The following is a 17,019-nucleotide window of genomic DNA, read 5'->3' on the forward strand; positions in this document are numbered from 1 at the left end:
TGGTGTTCTCCCTGAATAAAAGCGTTCCCGATCAGAGGTTTTCATAATACTCTTTCAACAATAGCGCATCTTTCTCTTGCCCGGGGCATTCGGTGATGCATATTCCTCCCACCCCAAAGGCTTTCCAGCTTTCCAGCATGGCCTTCCAATTCAATGTGCTTTCAGGTGAATCGAAGGAGGTGTGGTATTTTTCTCCTTTTTCAGTGAATGTGATGCCACAAGCCTGGATGTGCATGTTTTTCAAATAGCGGGAATCGAAATTTTCTATTTTTTCCAATATGGCATCACATGCCGCGCGGGTCGTCAGACTCCCTCCACTCGTGGCGTGGGCGTGGCCGAAGTCCATGCACCACCCCATTCGCTCTTCAGCCGCGATGGCCATAACCTCTTCCAGATTTCCCCATTGACTAACCTTCCCCGCGAACTCGGGGGCGATGGTGATGGCAATTCCTTCCGCATCCAGGCGGTCGTATATCCCATGGCACGCTTCCAGAATTTTGTCCTTGATCATTTGGGTATCATCCCCATGTCTAAAAGCCGCATGCACCGCCACGCTTTCGGCCCCGCACAGCCCTCCCATTCGGCAGGCGGTGTACAACCGTTCCACGCTCGCGTCCATAATCTCTTTCTTCCGGGCGTTCAGGTTGATATAGTAGGGCGCGTGCACACTCAATCGTATTCCCGCTTTCTTCCTCGCCGTGTCAACCTCGCGGGCTTTCGCATCCTCCCGAATGTAGACGGATTGCACGAATGCCAGTTCCATGGCCTCTAATCCCAATGGGGGGATGCTTTCAACCCCCCGCACGAGTCCCTTTCCGGCGGCCGCCAGGGGTATTCCCGAGGGGCCGAACCAGAGTTTCCGTGCCATGCTGGAATGGAACCTGAATCATTCTTTATGGGTTTGGTTCGGCTTTCCCACCCATAAGATAAATAATGTTTCTCCGGCAGAAGATTCTATGCCAAGCCTTGAAGAATCACACCTTCCTTTCGAAGGGGCAATAAAGAAGCCCGATGCCCAATCCAAACTGGCCGGATTTAAGAGTATTCCATTCACGGTGGAATTCACCATTTCCCTCCGGGATGCCACCATCCGACAGATTGGATTCGAGTCGACGAGTGGGGATGGGGCGTTCAAGCGTATTCTCTCCCGCGTGAGCGGGGAATTTGTTGGGCAGACCAAAGAGGAAGCTGAATCCCTCTCCTTCGAGGATTGTTCCCAGCGTCTCTCCTTGTCCCCAGAGGAATATGAATGGGGGTTGTTCGCCTGGACCGGGATTCAGGACGCGGTGGCCAAACTCCCATCCTCTGATCCTTTTGACATGGCCGTGCGCAAGATCGCCCGTCTCAATAGTGAGTTCTCCACACCCCCTTCGAGTGCCGAGTTTGAGGACTGATCCCCAAGTGGATGGATCATCTGAAATGGATGGATCAAAAAATAAACACTATTTTTTAGTCGTCTCTTGGGGGAAGAGCGCCCGATAGGTTTCCGTAAGAGCTTCTTTGGTGGAGAGTTTGGGTTTCCACCCTGTCGCCATGGCTTTCGAGATGTCATACGCCCGGTGTTTCTTCAGTCGACGCACATGGGGGGGAATGAGCAATTGCTTTTTTCCCGTGGTCATTTGTATCAACCAAAAAATACGCGCGATTCCCATTCCCATCCAATAGGGGATGTGCCCCACCTTCTTCGTCCCTTGGATATCCGCGATGATGTCCACCACTTCTCGCAGGGTATGTCGTTCTTGCTCCGCCAAGATGAATGTTTCCCCGGCTGTTTTCTTGTTCCCGATGCAGTGAATAATAAATCCCGCCAAATCCGTCACGTGGACCATCTGCCAGGCATTCTTTCCTTTTCCCACGAGTGGAAATCCTTTTTTCACCGTTCTGAATATTTGTTTCCAATACCCATTCGGTCCCATGATGAGGGGCGGGCGGATGATAGTAATAGCCATACGATTCGCATATTCCCTAACCGCGTCTTCCCCCGCTTTCTTGCTCCGTTCATAAGCCGTTTTCGGGTGCAGGGCGCTGTGCTCATTCACTTCCTCATGCGTCTCCCCGTACACCGCGACGCTGCTGATGTGGATAAATTGTTTCACGCCGTTCGCCTGGGAGGCGCGCAGAACTTTTTGTGTTCCCTCCACATTAATCGCGAAAACTTCTTTTTCAGGCTTGCTCTCATCCACTTCCCCCGCCGTATGGATAACTATTTGGCATCCTCTCATGGCTTTCTCAACCGCTGCATAATCCAATATGTCAATTCCTTTTTCTCTGGCGCATTCCACGATCATATGTTTATTCCCTATTTTCTCCATTACCTCCTTTCCCACCATCCCCGTGCTGCCCGTCAGGAATATTTTCATTTGTTTCACCCGCTCCATCCCAAAGGGAATAGGATCATTCCCCATTCTGGCAATAGGTAGGCGATGACCATTCCCAAGAAAAGGAATGGTCCGAACCGGGGGAGGTTCCGGTACACCGGAATGGTATGAATTTCCAATTGTTTCAACCGTTTGGCTTCTGTCGGCCCGATCAATGTAGGAAATTTTCCCCCCCATTTGGTCTTTGTTTTTGTATCCAAATGCTCGATGGCCACCACCTCATCCTCCTCAATCGTTTCCACGGATAGGTGTTGGAGGAATTGCTTGGCTTTGATTTCATCCTCGAATACTTGATAAAGCAGTCCGCTTCCCAGCGCCAAGGCGAAAATGAGAATGGCGAGGAGCGGGAAAATGGGATTAATGGCCATGTAGGTTAACGCGCCCACCGTCACGAGCAAATACACCATCGTCTTCCCCCACTTTTTTTTCTTCCACTCTATCCGGGGCCGGGTCTTCCACAGTTGGCCCACGTACACAAAACCGAAAACGATGCTCGCCAGCAGGGTCGCCACCAGAAGGACTACTAGGGGAAACAGCATGCCCCCAAAAACAGGTTGCACCAGAGCAATACCGGCCAGCAATTTGATATCCCCGCCCCCTATTTTACCGGTACGATAAGCCAATTTCCCTATCAGATAGATTCCTGCCCCCAGGACTATTCCCAGCCAGTTCTGCGTGAGGAGACTAAGAATAATTCCCAACCCAATGAGGGGGTAGGTGATCCAATCATAGATGTAACCAGTCTTCCAATCCGTGTACGCCGCGAGTGCCCCGGCCAACAGGTTGGCGCCCATTTGGATGAGGGGAATGACCATTCGTTCACCGCAACTTGATCTTTTTCTTCTTCTGGAATTGCCCCAATAATTTTTGCAATCCTTTAGGGTCTTTCATGCTCTCTTCGTTTATATGCTTGAACTTGTCCACTGCTTTCTTGAGCTGGCGGTAATGCTTCAGCAGTTCCCTCACATCCCCTTCAGTATTTCCACTTCCTTTGGCGATGCGTCCGATGCGGGCGCTGGAAATTATTTCAGGGTCCCGCTTCTCCTGCATTGTCATGGAGTCCATCATCGCTTTGTAGGTGTCCAGTTTTTCTTCTCCTACTTCTAATTCTTCCTGGGGGATCTGCATCTTCAATCCCATCATTTCCGCCACTTTGGACAATGGCCCCATCTTCCGGGTGGCCGTCAGTTGCGCGTAAAACGTCTGTAAGGTAAAGGGTCCCTCCAGCGGATTTTCACCCATTCCTGCGTCGGCTTTGAGTTCATTCATTTTCTCTAATAGCCCTTTCAGATCCCCATACCCCATGACTCTTGACAAATACCTATCCGCATGGAAGGCTTCCAGATCATTGATCTTCTCCCCCACCCCAATGAAGTACACGGGGGCTTTGGTCGCCCGGCACGCGCTCAACGCCCCTCCTCCTTTAGCGCTTCCGTCCATGCGAGTGAGGATGACCCCATTCACCCCTACGGCTTCGTGGAAGGCCTTGGCCTGTTTTCGTGCCTGTTGCCCCACATCCGCTCCCAGCACCAGCCAGGTGTGTTCCGGTTTCAAAACGCGGTGAATACGCTGGATTTCCTCCACCAATGGAGCGTCCAATCCACTGCGTCCCGCGGAGTCCACGATAATGGTTTGCACCCCTTGCCCCAATAATTCCACTACCCCTTCCTGGACCACCCGGCTCGCGTCCTTCTCTTTGGGATTGGAGTAGAGGCTGGTCCCGGGTATTTTGGACTGAAGTTGTGTCAATTGGTCAATCGCCGCCGGGCGAAAGGTGTCGGCCGCGATCAATCCCACTTTGCGCCCGCGCTTGGCATAATAATGGGCTATTTTTCCAGCGCTGGTGGTTTTACCGCTGCCGAAGAGGCCCACTAATAAAATACTGGTGGGCTTTTCCGGAATGGGATTATTTTTTCCCCCCAATACGTCAATTAACCCATCATACGTGAGGGAAATCAGATGCTCTTTACGACTCATCCCTTTGGGGATATCTTCCTTCAATGCCGCCTCCTCGAGCTGGCGGCTGAGGCTCAAAACCGTTTCCACATCCACGTCCGCGGAGAGTAAAGCCCGCTGCAGTTCTTTGGTCAACTGCTTCACGCTGTCCTTGTCCACCACCCGCAAGGAGGAGAAGGAATCGAACGCTTTCCGCAAGCTTTCCCCGAGGCCCATAGTATCTCATAACCTGGGGGAGGAATGATTATAAGAATGGGTAATTTTAACGAAAAACGGCCAGTTTTATCCTGCTTAAGGTAGACCATGTAGATTGGGACGAACGTGGTGGATGAAAATATTCTTTTTTTTAGGATGGGTGTGAGCATTTTTTTCAATAGTTTTTTTGAAAAAAGGTTGATAGGTAAACGGTTGGATACCGCATTCTTACCAGGCACCATCAACCCCACATCCCTTAATGATGAATAACGCGAATCCTATGCTGCCTACAGGCAGTTAGGGTATCGCGATAATTAAGCGGGAAGTATTACCTTGTCTTAAGCCATGGGAATAATCCTATCCAAGAAAGAATCCATATCGAAGGGAATAAGATCATCGTATCCTTGCCCCACTCCGAAAAACACCACGGGTTTCTTCAGCGCGTGCATGACTGAAATAACCCCTCCCCCCTTGGTGTCAGTGTCCAGTTTCGTGAGGATAAATCCGTCCACCCCGATAGCGGTGTCGAATGTTCTGGCTTGGGTCAATATGGCCTGTCCCGTGAAGCTTTCCCCCACGTACCATTTCAAATGAGGTTGGATGACCCGCTGGATTTTTTTCAATTCTTCCAGGAGATTTTTGTTGGTGTCCTGCCTTCCCGCGCTGTCGATCAACACCACATCCGCTTTCTCCGCACGGGCGGCATTTACGGCATCATACGCTACGGCGGCCGGGTCAGCGCCATAGGTGTGCTTCACCAGGCGCACGCCTAATGCATTAGCATGGATCTGCAGTTGTTCGATGCTTCCCGCCCGAAAGGTGTCGGCGCTCGCGAGCACCACTTTTTTCCCTTGCTGTTGGAAGCGATGGGCCAGCTTAGCAATCGTAGTGGTCTTTCCCGCCCCATTCGGGCCCAATATAAGAATGATACAGGGGTGGTGAGAGGCCACGATGCTATCCACATCCACTTCCTCCACGTCAATGATCTGATGCAGGGCGGCCTTGATTTCGGTGAGAATGACCTTTGTCGGGTTTTCCCGCGTGGAAATGGTTTTGTTGGAAAGGCGAGCGTGTAATTCTTCCACCAGAGCAGTAGCGGTCTCCAGTTCCACATCCGCTTCCAGCAGGGATAATTCGAATTCCTCGAGGAAAGCTTTCACGGTTTCCTCATCCAATGTGAGCGTTCCCGTGAGCATCCCTCCCATGCGGGAAATAATGCCCACTTTGGCCGTGAGGGGGCGTTCATCCCTCCCTTTCATCTCGGGAAGGGCCTCCGATTTCAGTTTAGAGGGTTGCGCGGGTTGGTCTTCCGATTCCGCGATGCGGGTGATTTCATCGGCCTGCATTACATTGTCAGGTATGGCGTCCATTACCTTGTCGGGAACAGGACTTTCCTCCGGCATTTGAGGCAGATTCACTTCCGAATCATTCGCGTTTCCTGTTTCCATGTCTGATTCGGGTGGAGTGGGGTCAGCAGGCTTTTGGGTTTCGACGTTTCCCAGTACTTTTTGGGTGAACCCGGCGATCTTTTTTTTGAGCAGGTCGAACATGCGTTCCCATCCTTTTACAGATGAGAGGGTTACCCAGGAAAGGGGTTAAAACCCTATTTCTGGGCTTTCGTTTGGCGGGCTTGACGGATGGTCTGTAGGACCTGGTTGATTCCATTCAAATTGGTGGAAGTGGTTTGAATATCCTGGTCCACCACCTCCATCTCTTTTTCGAGCAATGCTTTTCTTTCCTCGAGTTCTTTCACCACGTCCTCCCGGGGGGCGTTCAGCACTACGTTCCCGGCGAGCATACGCTTGAATGTGTTGGGGGCTATTTTCCCTTCCACGAATACTCCGGCTCCCAGGGGCATGATGGACGTCATTTCCTTTTCATCCGATATTGCGTCCACGCTTTCGCGTACGCTCTGGTTCTCGAGGAGCATGTTTTCCGCCCCCTTGCGTCGGCGGATTAGTTCGTTCAGCTTTCGGCGTTCCGCCTGTTGGAGCTCCCGCACTTGCTGTACGCTCAGGGTGCGTTCCTCCTCGCGGGGCTTTTCATTCTTTTTTGTGGTTTCAACCATGCGTGTTCCTCCTTATCCATCAAAACCATTAAAATCCATCAAAACTTTGAAATGGTTACCTCATAATCAACCCCGGATTCAGCCCTTCGTCGATCCGGGCGAGTTCCGGGCCGCTGGTCAATTCCCCCACCATAATCCCATGTTTATTCGCCAATATGGAATTGCCAATAAATGGATCCCCATAGTTGGCAGTGGTGCGCATCCCCGGGATTTTCAGCCAATCCTCTATCTTCTGCATCTCCGCCGCCTCAGCTTTAGGATGAACCAAATAGCCTCGCTCATTTCCCACGAGGCAGGCCCCGGCCAGGTCGGATTTGGCGATGGTGGAGCGGTGCAATACTTTCCCGAAGAAGGCTTCGATGGCCACCCGGTCTTTCTCAGGGATGAGATGACTGATCAGTCCGGCGTGGCGGTTGACATGCACCAGGTTTCCCACTGCGCTGGTATCTCGCAAAACTAATGTGTCGATTCCCATGGCGCGCAGGGCATCCACTTCCTCTTCCTGCGTGCAGTTGGCAAGGGTGAATTTTTTTCCATATCCGCGAGATAATACTCCAATGAGGGGGCTGTCGGCGAGACGCGTGGGAAGGGTTTCAACTCCCAATGTTTCCGCAATACGTTTGCTCTCTTTCTGCTCCACGAATTCGGGGATTAAAGCGATTTCATCCGTGGTGCTGCAGAATATCCCCAGGTAGGGACTCCCGCGCAGGTTGATGGCTTTGATGGTCATGGCTTTTCGGCCGGCGCGGTCGTTGGAGTGGCGGGTGGGGGGTTTGATTGGTCGGCCTTACCATCTGGAACCGTTGGGGCTTTCTCATCGGTTGTCTTAGGAGCGGTTTCCCCCTTCGTGGGGGCGTCTTTTTTGGTTGTTGTTTCCGTGGAAAGCGTCACTTTCGGGGTTGGTTTTTCCTTGGCATCCTTTTTCCCTTTGGCTTCGGCTTTCTTGGCTTCTTTGGCGGCGGCCTGCTCTTTCGCCACATATTCCTGGAGGTCTTTCCCTCCCTTCAGGAAGGCATACACCATAGTTTCTTTCTTTTTTAGCACCACCTCAAGGCGGGGCACTTTCACATTCTTCCCGCGTGCCCAGATAGCATGATTAAGATCCGGGGACAATCGGATGTCTTTGGCTGGCGCCCGCGTGTGTTTGGTGATATAGTTCCGCACCGCAAAAACAACCTTGTTGGCATAACGTGTGCGGGGAATCCTAACCGCATTGTTCAATCGGATGGTGTGGTCTTCTTTCATGGGATCAGCCTCACGCGTATTTGTCCTTCTTCTTGTGCATGCGGTGGGTGTTCGTCTGGTGTTTCCCGGCGTTCCGCTTGGTGGCCTTGTATCCTTTCTTCCGGTTGTGTTCTTTCATTTTTTTCTTGAACATCTTTCCTAAATCGATGCTCCTCCAGTGCCGTTTGGCTTTGGTGTTGTAGATGCGCGCCCTCTTTTTTTGCATGGCGAAAACAGGGGCATTGGTCAAACCGGAGGTGATGCGTTGGCGCGTGACAATAATATGCTTCTTCATCTCCCGGTCTTTGTGGCTGCTCATACATTTTCCTCGTTCATTTTCTCTTGATCGTGAATTCCTTCTTGGGTGGGGTAATTTGGGCGAGTAATCGTTTCACCTGGTCTTCGTCTATTTTACTTGGAAGTTTTCCCTGCCGGGCCGCCATGATCAGTGTGTGGGCCACTTGCAGGTATTTTTCCTTGTTCACCAGTCTCACGTTGTTCAGGCGCGTTTTGGCATCGGGCGTCAGCAGCGAGGCGAGCATTTGGTCCAACTCCCCTTCCATGCGGCGTTGGTTCTCTATTTCCTCGTAGCGTTTTTGGGCCCGCGCCCGCATCATCTCGTCCTGATTTTCCATTCCCTCCTCGCTCATGTTTCCTCACTGGTCTTCTTCTTTTTGTCTTTGTATTTATCGGGATCCTCTTTCTTTCCTCGCTTGATGGCCGCGGTCACATCGCTTTCCGTCTTGGTGGCTTTGTGGAAGACGCGCTTCTTCTTGACTTTGGTCGCCAACCCCTCCATCGCTGTACGGGAGGCCTGGTTGAGGAGTTTCTGCCCTTGGGGGGAGATGACGCGTCCCCCATTAGCTCCTTTTTGGACAAGGTGCGCGGTTTCCAGCTGCTGGAGGGCTAATCGAATGATCTTCCCCCCGGCCTTGCGGTGGCGATTGGGCTTCGTGCCCCTGTTTTTTCGTCCCCCATAATAGGTGCGCAGGCTCTCCGTCCCCACAGGTCCATCCTTGAAAACCCGGTATAGCACCGAGGCGCACCTCAAATACCACCAATCCGGGTCGGCTGGGGCGCGTTGGGCCTGTTGCCCAGTCTTCACGAAGGGGGCAAAGGGGGGAGATTGGACCATATTCTGCTCTTTGAAGGCGTGGGCGAGCTGGGACAGCAGGTCATTGGCTGGAACATCGTAGACTCCCATTCTAATCCTCTCCTGGGTCATGCCTCTCGGCACATGGGTTCAACAGCCTCATCTTGGTTTTGGAAACCAAAAATAGGCGTACTATTCTCATTCCCCTGGACAAGGTTTAAAAATAAGGGGGCCGGCCCCCTTTTGGGTCCAACAATGAAAGTTTTACCACTAGTGAAAATGGAGCGCGTGGAGCAAGTCAGCGCAGTAATTTTGCGGTCGAGGATAGTAGGAATCAAGTCCTTTCCTAGTTCTCCCTGATAGGGTTCCTCAGTCAAAGACATTCAAATCCCAGGGGGCAGAACACCGAGGTATGTTCAGGATAGATGAAGCCGTTCGCCGTGTCATCGTATGGGGGGCCCTTTCGTTTCAAATCCGGGTCGGTTCAAAACATACCCTTTCGTTTCATGTGAGGGGGGATATTGCGAGATTGGATATCATCTTTCGTCGTGTGAGTTTTCCGCAGATGTGGCACACGAAATTCTTGGTCTTTCCTTTTACGCGAATGGAAACGTTTTCTCCGTACACCCAATAATTTCCGCAACCCTTGCAGAAATGATTCCGCACCTCATCCGGAATGGCAACTCTGAAACGGGTGGATAATCCTTGAATAAGTTCCACGTAGCGCTTGCTTCGGGCCGGATTGGTATTCACTTCCTCCGCTGCCAACTCATCCAACCTAAACATGCGTTCCACCGCTATTTTCTGCTGGCCGGTGAGCGGGCGTACAAAACGGTTGGGTGTAGCCATATATTCCTAACCCTGAGTGCTTGAAGTAATAATCTTTTGGGTTGCGGCAATCTCGGAGGGTTGGGTTCCTGGACACCGCGATATCGACTATTCCGAGATCGAAAAGTGGCTGTATGCGGATGCCGGGAGTCGAACCCGGCCCCCGACCTTGGAAGGGTCGAATACTACCGATATACGACATCCGCAACCATAATGAATAATCGTACAAGAATGCTTATAAAAGCCCTATTGGCATCGGAATGAGATATGGAAAAAGAGCTTCGTATTTTTTAAGAAAAAATTTTATTAAAAAATGGAAACTTTTTAGAAAAAAGTTTCATCAAAAAACCGCCTATTGTTTCACCTTACAGGGAGGCCATGCGTCACCCTTTCGAGTTGGCGAGCGATTAGGCGAGCGGGTCACCAAATTCATTCATCCAGTGCGTCCCGCGGATGAAATCATTCCTCCTCGTCTTCGTCCTCGTCAAATTCGTCCAGGTGATACGTTCCCTCATCGATGCCAAGTTCCTTCAATTCCATTTCCGCTTGCTTTCGGGGAATATCTTTGCTGAAGTAGACATCGTAGAGGGCCATGCTGGGCTCCCATCCGGCGGCGGTCAGCTTTTCCATGGCGTCGGCGATTGTATGCAATCTCTCTCTCAGTTCATCCCCTTTCGCCTTGACCATGGCGGCGTCTATTTTGTCTCCGAATTCCCATTCGGGTTTTCCGAAAAAGTAGATGGATAAGCTGGCCATATACTATCGCCTCCTCATTGGTTTTTTCACAAATGAAACGAATTGAAAGGCATAAAAACGTTCCCGTGGTGGGCCGCCGAGCCTCCGCCCAACCAACCTTTATAGGGGCGAATGGGTACCATCATCATGGCCCACCCCAAAATGGAATCCTTCTTCGCGCGCATGGAGGCCCTCGAGCTCGCCCTCGCTTTCGAGGATGTGCGCCTCGCCACCGCGTATTCGGACATTCGTCTGGAGGCGATTGAGACCAACTCCTTCTTCTCTAAGAACGTCCCCGTCAAGATTCCCATCATCAGCGCCGCCATGGATACCGTCACCGATTCCCGCATGGCCATTGCCTTGGCCAAACTGGGGGGTTTGGGGATTATCCACCGAAATCTTTCGCCCGAACAGCAGGCTAAAGAAGTGGCCCGGGTGAAAAATCATTTGAATGCGCGCATCCAGAACCCGGTGATGTTTCACCAGGATGATTCCATTCGGCAAGTCCTCCAGACTCGGGAAGAAAAGAATTTTCCCTTCCATACGTTTCCAGTTCTCAATGCCCATGACGAATTGGTGGGGGTGGTGACGGAGAATGATTTCGATCTCATGGCCGACCCTGAACAACCTCTTTCCTCTATCATGAGTGCCCAACCCGTGACGGCGCCGGTAACCTGTACCGTGGATGAGGCGTATCAGATCATGCTCACAGAGAAGAAGAAAGTCCTCCCCCTCGTGGATGAGAATGGAAAAGTAAAAGGGTTGTATGTGTTTCAGGACGTGAAGACCATCGTGAAGGGGGAACGTTATCGGTTCAACCTTGATTCCAATGGGCAGCTACGTGTGGGGGGCGCGGTGGGTACGGGGGAAAAAGAATTGGAGCGCGTGCGCGCATTGGTGAAAGAGAATGTGGATGTTGTAGTAATCGACACCGCCCACGGCCACTCGAAAGGGGTTCTAACCATGGTGAAAGCCATCAAGGGTGAATTCCCCTCCACCGATGTGGTGGCGGGGAACATCTCCGAACCCACGGGGGTGGATGATTTGATCAAGGCCGGGGTGGACGGAATCAAGATAGGTCAGGGTCCGGGGAGTATTTGCACCACGCGCATCGTCGCGGGGATCGGGTGTCCACAGGTAACCGCCATTTTCAACTGCGCCAAGGCCGCTCGAGGGAGCGGGGTTCCCATTTGTGGGGATGGGGGCATTACCTATTCGGGAGACATTACGGTGGCCCTGGCCGCCGGCGCCCACACCGTGATGGTGGGCAGTCTTCTCGCGGGCACGGCGGAGTCCCCGGGGGATATTACCTATGTGGATGGGAAGCCCGTGAAACGCATCCGGGGAATGGGAAGTTTGAGTGCGATGAAGGAAAGCAAAGCCTCGCGGGAAAGGTATCGTCAATCCCACGATTTCAAGAAATTGGTTCCGGAGGGAATCGAGGGAGTCGTGCCCTATCGGGGAAACGTGGAGGATTTGATGGTCCAGCATCTCGGGGGGTTGCGCGCGGGCATGGGCTATGTGGGCGCTTCTTCCATTCCGGAGCTCCATGAAAAGGCCTATTTCCGCCGCATCACCCATGCGGGGCAGAAGGAATCCCACCCCCATGATATCCATTTAATTACGGAAGCCCCCAACTACCACCGGATCAGGTGAGGTTGGCGTATGCAGAAAGGATTGGCAGACGTATTAGGGAACGCCCGCACGGTGGCCGTCGTATGCAACCAGTGGGGGGACACCGGGAAGGGGAAATTGATTGATTTTTTGGCGAGCGATTGGGCCGATATTATTGCCCGCGGCACCGGTGGGGCGAATGCCGGCCACACCATTGTGAAGGGGGATGATGAATACGTGTTTCATCTCATTCCTTCCGGTATTCTCCATGATGCCAATGGAAAAATCAACATCATTGGGAATGGGGTGGTGCTGGATCCCCGGGCCTTGCTGGAGGAGATGGATCAATTGAACCGCGCGGGATATTCCTACTCCCATTTGCGCATCAGCCTGAATGCCAAGCTCATCCTCCCCCACCATATTGTTCTGGATCAGGCGCGCGAATCCATATCGAGCGGGAAAATAGGAACCACGGGTCGGGGCATCGGTCCTGCTTACGAGGATCATGTGGCCCGCCGCGGGTTGGTGATGAATGATCTGGCGAACCGCGATGTTTTCGTGGAAAAATTGGGAAAAAACATCGCGTGTGCCACACGGGAATTGAGGGGCATGGGTCTGGATTCCCAAATAGTGAAATCCATTTTCAATATTCCCCGCTTGCACGGGGGCAGGTTCTACAATGAAACCACCATTTTCAATACCCCTGAAATCATTGCCGCCTACCTGGATGAGATGGGTCCGCGATTGCATCCGCATATCGCCGACACCGAATCCTTCCTTCGTGGGCAAGTGGGGAGGCAGAACATCCTTCTGGAGGGGGCGCAGGGTCTATTGTTGAGCGTCGATCACGGAACCCGACCCTTTGTGACCTCGTCCGATCCATCAGTAGGAGGTCTTGCCAAGGGCGTGGGTCTCCGGGAGAAGGACGTAGACTATTGTTTTGGCATTGCCAAAGCCTACATGACACGCGTGGGCAACGGTCCCTTTCCCACCGAGATGGGGGGAAAGGATTCGGAAAATCATTGTGATAATCATTTGAACACCAGAGAGGCCGAGCATGAAAAGTTTGGGGAGGCGCATGTAAATCATACGAATGAACTGCTTCAGGGTATTGGTTTTCGGATCACCGGGAAAGAGTATGGGGCGACAACGAAGCGTCCGCGACGCACGGGATGGTTGGACCTGGTGGCGTTGAAGTACGCCCTGGACGTGAATGGGAAGGACATCTTCCTCACCAAAGTGGATGTGTTGGACACGTGTTCCATCATCAAGCTGGCCACCGCCTACCAATACCATGGACCCCCCTACCAATTAGGGGATAAACCCCTGAGAAAGGGGGATGTTCTTGAAACATTTCCCACGGACTCCCATGTCCTATACCACGTGACGCCCCGCTATATCGAGTTGCCGGGCTGGGAAACCCCCACCCATGCGGCACAAACCCATGCTGAGCTTCCTCAAAATTTGATTGAGATGATCCGCCTGATCGAGGATACCACCGGCGGAAACATCGTTGGCATCTCCAACGGCCCCCGCCGCGAGCAAATAATATTCTTCGACCAAAAGGAAAGAGCAAAGATTCCCCCCATCCGCGAGGCCATCGGAAAGTGAGAACTCAGAGTGTAATTTGGCCCGATGTAGCGACAGTAAGACGTTATGCTAATTCGAGTGCAGTAGCCTATTTTCTATCCTTAATCAGACATGACTAAAAACCATGCTTCCTGAGTCTCTTGTATGTTGGATGTAGAATTAGACCTAAAAGCGAAAGATGGTCAACGCCGAAAAGCGACCAAAATGAATGCAGCTACTGCGCCCTATTTCGTGGACTTTTTAGGAAAGAGGATAATGGTCTATCCACATGTTTTTTACCCAGAAATTGATACTGAATTATTGGCAAAGTCTGCTAGAGTTAATCCATCGGATCGCGTGTTCGAACCTTTTGCTGGAACTGGTGCCATCGCTATTTTTTTGTCTAACCAATCTGCAGCGGTTGTTGCTACGGATGTAAATCCTGATGCCGTGAAAAATATTTCTGAAAATATTCGATTGCATGGTTTAGAGAAAAAGGCACGAATCGAATTAGCTAATATATTCCCCTCTAGTAATGAAAAATTTGATGTGATTGTTGCCAATCCTCCATATACGGATCATGAAGCAAAAAACATAGAAGAAAAGTCCATGTGGGATAAAAATCACGAAACTATAAAGAATTTCTTTCGTGATGCGAAAAAGTATTTGACTGCAAAAGGTAAAATTTATTGCTCGTGGTCTAATTTTGCTGATTTTGAGTTTTTGGAAAAACTTGCAAAAGAATCAGGTTATTCAATAAAATCAGTTAACGAAGTAGCAAAAGTTTGGCAGATTTATCGCGTTTATGAGATAGAGCCATTATAGGTGTGCGGCGTCCGTGAGATGCCTCGTCAGTTTGAGTGCAGTGCCTTTTTCAGATAAACTATCCGACATAACTAAAAATTGGGAGGTCGACATGCACAATTTAGTCGATAAGTGCTTTTTCGTATTGTTTCTTGAATCGTCTTACTAATCGAATCGCAAGTGCTCGCCCGTTGTTGGCGTAATTGCATCGTTCTAATGCGTTAATGTACGTTTGTCTTTCTTTGGTTTCAATATCAATCATTCCATATCCATTTTGATACAGGATATAGTTCATCACGATTCGAGCCGTTCTTCCATTTCCATCCTGGAATGGGTGAATACGAACGAGTTTCCAGTGCGCCCATGCAGCTAATTCTAATGGATGTAATTTTTTCTTTAATTGGTCATAGTCCTTAAAGTAAAGTTTCATGTCAGTTGGAACCATATTTGGTGGGGTGAGTGCGAATTTGGACGCACGTAAGTAGTTTTCTTTCGTCTTGTATTTTCCTGCAATGTAAGGTTTTGTGTCGTTGAAGTACATTTCATGGATTTTAAACAAAAAATCTTCGTCGAATTTTCCTTTGTATTCTTTGACAAATTGAAGCGTACGTTGGGCAGCCTTGGCTTCCAGTACATCGTCTAATGGCTTGTTTGGGGAAATATTTTCAGTTAAGAGAAGCGCAACTTCTTTGGGGGTGAGTGTGCTTCCTTCAATGGAGTTCGTGTTGTACACGAATGCCATGACAAAGTTCTGGTCAAACTGCTCCTGGATAGTGGAATTTTGAGCATTGTAACGTTTCCAAAACTCCTTGTTGATTCGATCAATCTCACTTATTTCATCGGGAGTCAAATAGTGATGACCCAAACTTTTTTCTCGCTCGGTTACCATTTCTTCTTCAAATTGAGACAATAAGATTTGTAGTTTCGTTTCGGAAGGTTGTTGTTTTCCAATGTATTTTCGAATCTGCTTGCGTCGACCTTTGGCGATGGGAATGTTTTCAACCAAGTAATAATAGGTTTGCTCTCCCCGTTGGCGTTTGGTTAGATAGGCCATAATATGTGTTACTCACAAACACTTTAAAAGGATTGAGGAACAACGGCTATTGAGGAATACGGTTAGTGGATCCCGAATGTATAACGGCCGCCAAAATGGCTTACTCGACCATTTGCCACCCTTTCTTCTTGTATTTACCTAACTCAATGCTGTGCTCGGAATGATAATCTATTTCGAATTGGTGTTTATGGAGAAAGTAAAGGAGGAATACACTATTAGAAATATCCGGTAGATATCCGAGTTCGTCGATTATATTGAACATTTTAGCGGTTACTTTTGCTGAAAAGCTCTTATTCTCTTCGGTTATGGTCTGTATATACTCTATATCTTCCTTTAGTTTGTCGTATTTGCTGAAAAATCGATCCAAGGAATCAAAATGATCGTGGAGTTTGTTTTCATCGATGCTTCTCAAAGAGAAAATCAATTTCAGTTTTGGAACCAAGAATACTCCGTACCATCCCATACTTCGTTCCCCCTGATTATGCTTGATTTCACCCGTATATAAATTTGCGTTCAGTAAACCGCCATGAAAATGCAACGACTGCAAAAAACTGAGCAATTCTGGTTCTGAAATAATCATATTATTTTTACTGTGTTATCGAGCATGACTTCTCCATTTTTCATGACCCGTAAACAATTGGCCAATTCGTATCGCTTTCATCCGCTGTCCATCCTTTTTTGTTCTAATTTTAAGATAGTTTAACATACTTAAAGATTCTTTAAGATTAGATTAAACGAGCGATTGTGGATAAGTTTACATTGTGTTTAGACACAATCAAAAAATCCGGCACTTGAACTACCTATTCACCAACAAAAAAGGCCTACTGCGGGATTGCAAATCCCGCTAATGTTCCCTTAGTGCTGCCCGATAATGCGGGCATGCAGCGACCGTGAGACGGGGACTGGGTAGAATGCAGATGGTCCTTTTTTGTCATGTTTAAATACTTCCAATGATTCTTTTAGTTAATGGAAAATGTTGCTCGTTGGCAGATAGTCGTTCTCCTTTTTATCACAGGAATAATGTGGTCTGGATGCATTGCGCCACCAAGTCCAAACAACTTAACAGTAATAGTTGAATCGAATAATGCCCCAGAATGTATCAAACTTTCTACTTATTCAAAAATGCTTCTTGCTTGTGAACTATGTACTGATTTTGTTGAAACGCCAGTTATTGAACTAAAAAATGAGTGTTCTGAGTTACTTATTCTTCATGCGGGTTCTACTCCCCCACCAATGACTGGACTCAACGATTATTATGAGGGCTCTAAGCAAGGGGCTGATGGTACCACGCTCACTTATTCAGGCGAAAGTGCGTATATTTATGTTCATCAACTGGGTGCTTCTCAATTTTACTTCATTCAAAAATCAAATCCGCAGCAATCTTCTCCCAATGTCTATGAAATAAAATATAGGATTGAAAATAAATCAAAATGAGAGTCGCTAAACTGGGGATATCAGCCAGCCGGATTGCACTCTAACGCTGGATACGATGCAGCGACCG

20 protein-coding genes and 1 tRNA gene are annotated in these 17,019 nt (G+C 49.7%); 5 read left to right on the forward strand and 16 right to left on the reverse strand.

The window, feature by feature from the left end:
• Positions 1 to 31: 31 nt before the first annotated feature.
• A complete protein-coding gene (locus Q8P05_00365) occupies positions 32 to 868 on the reverse strand; it encodes a TIM barrel protein (protein ID MDP2665945.1) in 837 nt (278 codons plus the stop codon).
• A gap of 88 nt (positions 869 to 956) precedes the next feature.
• Here Q8P05_00365 and Q8P05_00370 point away from each other — a divergent pair, with 88 nt between their 5' ends.
• Complete coding sequence (locus tag Q8P05_00370; GenBank protein ID MDP2665946.1) at positions 957 to 1,394, forward strand: hypothetical protein; 438 nt, start codon at positions 957 to 959, stop codon at positions 1,392 to 1,394.
• A 48-nt stretch (positions 1,395 to 1,442) separates the two neighbouring features.
• On the opposite strand, the gene Q8P05_00375 is transcribed toward Q8P05_00370, so the two are convergent.
• The 13 genes from Q8P05_00375 to Q8P05_00435 form a co-directional block, all read right to left on the reverse strand.
• A complete protein-coding gene (locus Q8P05_00375) occupies positions 1,443 to 2,360 on the reverse strand; it encodes an NAD-dependent epimerase/dehydratase family protein (GenBank protein ID MDP2665947.1) in 918 nt (305 codons plus the stop codon).
• 5 nt (positions 2,361 to 2,365) lie between these two features.
• Positions 2,366 to 3,193, reverse strand: a complete 828-nt coding sequence (locus Q8P05_00380) for an A24 family peptidase (GenBank protein MDP2665948.1) — start codon at positions 3,191 to 3,193, stop codon at positions 2,366 to 2,368.
• 4 nt (positions 3,194 to 3,197) lie between these two features.
• Positions 3,198 to 4,550 (reverse strand): signal recognition particle receptor subunit alpha, encoded by a 1,353-nt coding sequence (locus Q8P05_00385; protein ID MDP2665949.1) that lies wholly within the window; start codon positions 4,548 to 4,550, stop codon positions 3,198 to 3,200.
• 317 nt (positions 4,551 to 4,867) lie between these two features.
• Positions 4,868 to 6,079, reverse strand: a complete 1,212-nt coding sequence (ftsY, locus tag Q8P05_00390; protein ID MDP2665950.1) for a signal recognition particle-docking protein FtsY — start codon at positions 6,077 to 6,079, stop codon at positions 4,868 to 4,870.
• A 53-nt stretch (positions 6,080 to 6,132) separates the two neighbouring features.
• On the reverse strand, positions 6,133 to 6,597 hold the full coding sequence (locus Q8P05_00395) for a hypothetical protein (GenBank protein ID MDP2665951.1): 465 nt from the start codon (positions 6,595 to 6,597) through the stop codon (positions 6,133 to 6,135).
• 55 nt (positions 6,598 to 6,652) lie between these two features.
• The gene (locus tag Q8P05_00400) at positions 6,653 to 7,327 is read right to left on the reverse strand and encodes a translation initiation factor IF-6 (protein ID MDP2665952.1); all 675 of its coding nucleotides are present in this window, start codon (positions 7,325 to 7,327) and stop codon (positions 6,653 to 6,655) included.
• Positions 7,324 to 7,842: a hypothetical protein gene (locus tag Q8P05_00405; GenBank protein ID MDP2665953.1), complete on the reverse strand. Its 519-nt coding sequence runs from the start codon at positions 7,840 to 7,842 to the stop codon at positions 7,324 to 7,326. The genes Q8P05_00400 and Q8P05_00405 overlap by 4 nt, the downstream gene beginning before the upstream one ends.
• A gap of 10 nt (positions 7,843 to 7,852) precedes the next feature.
• On the reverse strand, positions 7,853 to 8,140 hold the full coding sequence (locus Q8P05_00410) for a hypothetical protein (GenBank protein ID MDP2665954.1): 288 nt from the start codon (positions 8,138 to 8,140) through the stop codon (positions 7,853 to 7,855).
• A gap of 13 nt (positions 8,141 to 8,153) precedes the next feature.
• On the reverse strand, positions 8,154 to 8,471 hold the full coding sequence (locus Q8P05_00415) for a DNA-binding protein (GenBank protein ID MDP2665955.1): 318 nt from the start codon (positions 8,469 to 8,471) through the stop codon (positions 8,154 to 8,156).
• The gene (locus Q8P05_00420; protein MDP2665956.1) at positions 8,468 to 9,025 is read right to left on the reverse strand and encodes a 30S ribosomal protein S19e; all 558 of its coding nucleotides are present in this window, start codon (positions 9,023 to 9,025) and stop codon (positions 8,468 to 8,470) included. Before Q8P05_00420 ends, Q8P05_00415 begins: the two co-directional genes overlap by 4 nt.
• Before the next feature lie 393 nt (positions 9,026 to 9,418).
• Positions 9,419 to 9,763: a ribonuclease P gene (locus Q8P05_00425; protein ID MDP2665957.1), complete on the reverse strand. Its 345-nt coding sequence runs from the start codon at positions 9,761 to 9,763 to the stop codon at positions 9,419 to 9,421.
• 114 nt (positions 9,764 to 9,877) lie between these two features.
• Positions 9,878 to 9,948 (reverse strand) — tRNA-Gly (locus Q8P05_00430).
• Between the two features lie 253 nt (positions 9,949 to 10,201).
• Complete coding sequence (locus Q8P05_00435; protein ID MDP2665958.1) at positions 10,202 to 10,498, reverse strand: hypothetical protein; 297 nt, start codon at positions 10,496 to 10,498, stop codon at positions 10,202 to 10,204.
• Between the two features lie 126 nt (positions 10,499 to 10,624).
• On the opposite strand from Q8P05_00435, the gene guaB reads away from it, so the two are divergent.
• From guaB to Q8P05_00450, 3 genes are all read left to right on the forward strand, one after another.
• On the forward strand, positions 10,625 to 12,133 hold the full coding sequence (guaB, locus tag Q8P05_00440) for an IMP dehydrogenase (protein MDP2665959.1): 1,509 nt from the start codon (positions 10,625 to 10,627) through the stop codon (positions 12,131 to 12,133).
• A gap of 9 nt (positions 12,134 to 12,142) precedes the next feature.
• Positions 12,143 to 13,702, forward strand: a complete 1,560-nt coding sequence (locus Q8P05_00445; GenBank protein ID MDP2665960.1) for an adenylosuccinate synthase — start codon at positions 12,143 to 12,145, stop codon at positions 13,700 to 13,702.
• Positions 13,703 to 13,825: 123 nt separating this feature from the next.
• A complete protein-coding gene (locus Q8P05_00450) occupies positions 13,826 to 14,485 on the forward strand; it encodes a class I SAM-dependent methyltransferase (protein ID MDP2665961.1) in 660 nt (219 codons plus the stop codon).
• A 100-nt stretch (positions 14,486 to 14,585) separates the two neighbouring features.
• On the opposite strand, the gene Q8P05_00455 is transcribed toward Q8P05_00450, so the two are convergent.
• Complete coding sequence (locus tag Q8P05_00455) at positions 14,586 to 15,518, reverse strand: Fic family protein (protein ID MDP2665962.1); 933 nt, start codon at positions 15,516 to 15,518, stop codon at positions 14,586 to 14,588.
• A gap of 100 nt (positions 15,519 to 15,618) precedes the next feature.
• Positions 15,619 to 15,981, reverse strand: a complete 363-nt coding sequence (locus Q8P05_00460; protein MDP2665963.1) for a hypothetical protein — start codon at positions 15,979 to 15,981, stop codon at positions 15,619 to 15,621.
• Between the two features lie 503 nt (positions 15,982 to 16,484).
• On the opposite strand from Q8P05_00460, the gene Q8P05_00465 reads away from it, so the two are divergent.
• Positions 16,485 to 16,952 (forward strand): hypothetical protein, encoded by a 468-nt coding sequence (locus tag Q8P05_00465; protein ID MDP2665964.1) that lies wholly within the window; start codon positions 16,485 to 16,487, stop codon positions 16,950 to 16,952.
• Positions 16,953 to 17,019 lie beyond the last annotated feature (67 nt).

It is taken from the genome of Candidatus Diapherotrites archaeon (assembly GCA_030688545.1).
In the GTDB taxonomy this organism is placed as follows: domain Archaea; phylum Iainarchaeota; class Iainarchaeia; order Iainarchaeales; family VGJJ01; genus VGJJ01.

Bases quoted from the DNA above. Each gene is read 5' to 3' on its own strand.
- Q8P05_00365 (MDP2665945.1), bottom strand. From the start codon at position 868: ATGGCACGGAAACTCTGGTTCGGCCCCTCGGGAATACCCCTGGCGGCC.
- ftsY (MDP2665950.1), bottom strand. From the start codon at position 6,079: ATGTTCGACCTGCTCAAAAAAAAGATCGCCGGGTTCACCCAAAAAGTA.
- Q8P05_00450 (MDP2665961.1), top strand. From the start codon at position 13,826: ATGTTGGATGTAGAATTAGACCTAAAAGCGAAAGATGGTCAACGCCGA.
- Q8P05_00435 (MDP2665958.1), bottom strand. From the start codon at position 10,498: ATGGCCAGCTTATCCATCTACTTTTTCGGAAAACCCGAATGGGAATTC.
- Q8P05_00370 (MDP2665946.1), top strand. From the start codon at position 957: ATGCCAAGCCTTGAAGAATCACACCTTCCTTTCGAAGGGGCAATAAAG.
- Q8P05_00400 (MDP2665952.1), bottom strand. From the start codon at position 7,327: ATGACCATCAAAGCCATCAACCTGCGCGGGAGTCCCTACCTGGGGATA.
- Q8P05_00385 (MDP2665949.1), bottom strand. From the start codon at position 4,550: ATGGGCCTCGGGGAAAGCTTGCGGAAAGCGTTCGATTCCTTCTCCTCC.
- Q8P05_00445 (MDP2665960.1), top strand. From the start codon at position 12,143: ATGCAGAAAGGATTGGCAGACGTATTAGGGAACGCCCGCACGGTGGCC.
- Q8P05_00410 (MDP2665954.1), bottom strand. From the start codon at position 8,140: ATGAGCAGCCACAAAGACCGGGAGATGAAGAAGCATATTATTGTCACG.
- Q8P05_00415 (MDP2665955.1), bottom strand. From the start codon at position 8,471: ATGAGCGAGGAGGGAATGGAAAATCAGGACGAGATGATGCGGGCGCGG.
- Q8P05_00455 (MDP2665962.1), bottom strand. From the start codon at position 15,518: ATGGCCTATCTAACCAAACGCCAACGGGGAGAGCAAACCTATTATTAC.
- Q8P05_00380 (MDP2665948.1), bottom strand. From the start codon at position 3,193: ATGGTCATTCCCCTCATCCAAATGGGCGCCAACCTGTTGGCCGGGGCA.
- Q8P05_00395 (MDP2665951.1), bottom strand. From the start codon at position 6,597: ATGGTTGAAACCACAAAAAAGAATGAAAAGCCCCGCGAGGAGGAACGC.
- Q8P05_00375 (MDP2665947.1), bottom strand. From the start codon at position 2,360: ATGAAAATATTCCTGACGGGCAGCACGGGGATGGTGGGAAAGGAGGTA.
- Q8P05_00405 (MDP2665953.1), bottom strand. From the start codon at position 7,842: ATGAAAGAAGACCACACCATCCGATTGAACAATGCGGTTAGGATTCCC.
- Q8P05_00460 (MDP2665963.1), bottom strand. From the start codon at position 15,981: ATGGGATGGTACGGAGTATTCTTGGTTCCAAAACTGAAATTGATTTTC.
- guaB (MDP2665959.1), top strand. From the start codon at position 10,625: ATGGCCCACCCCAAAATGGAATCCTTCTTCGCGCGCATGGAGGCCCTC.
- Q8P05_00465 (MDP2665964.1), top strand. From the start codon at position 16,485: ATGGAAAATGTTGCTCGTTGGCAGATAGTCGTTCTCCTTTTTATCACA.
- Q8P05_00420 (MDP2665956.1), bottom strand. From the start codon at position 9,025: ATGGGAGTCTACGATGTTCCAGCCAATGACCTGCTGTCCCAGCTCGCC.
- Q8P05_00425 (MDP2665957.1), bottom strand. From the start codon at position 9,763: ATGGCTACACCCAACCGTTTTGTACGCCCGCTCACCGGCCAGCAGAAA.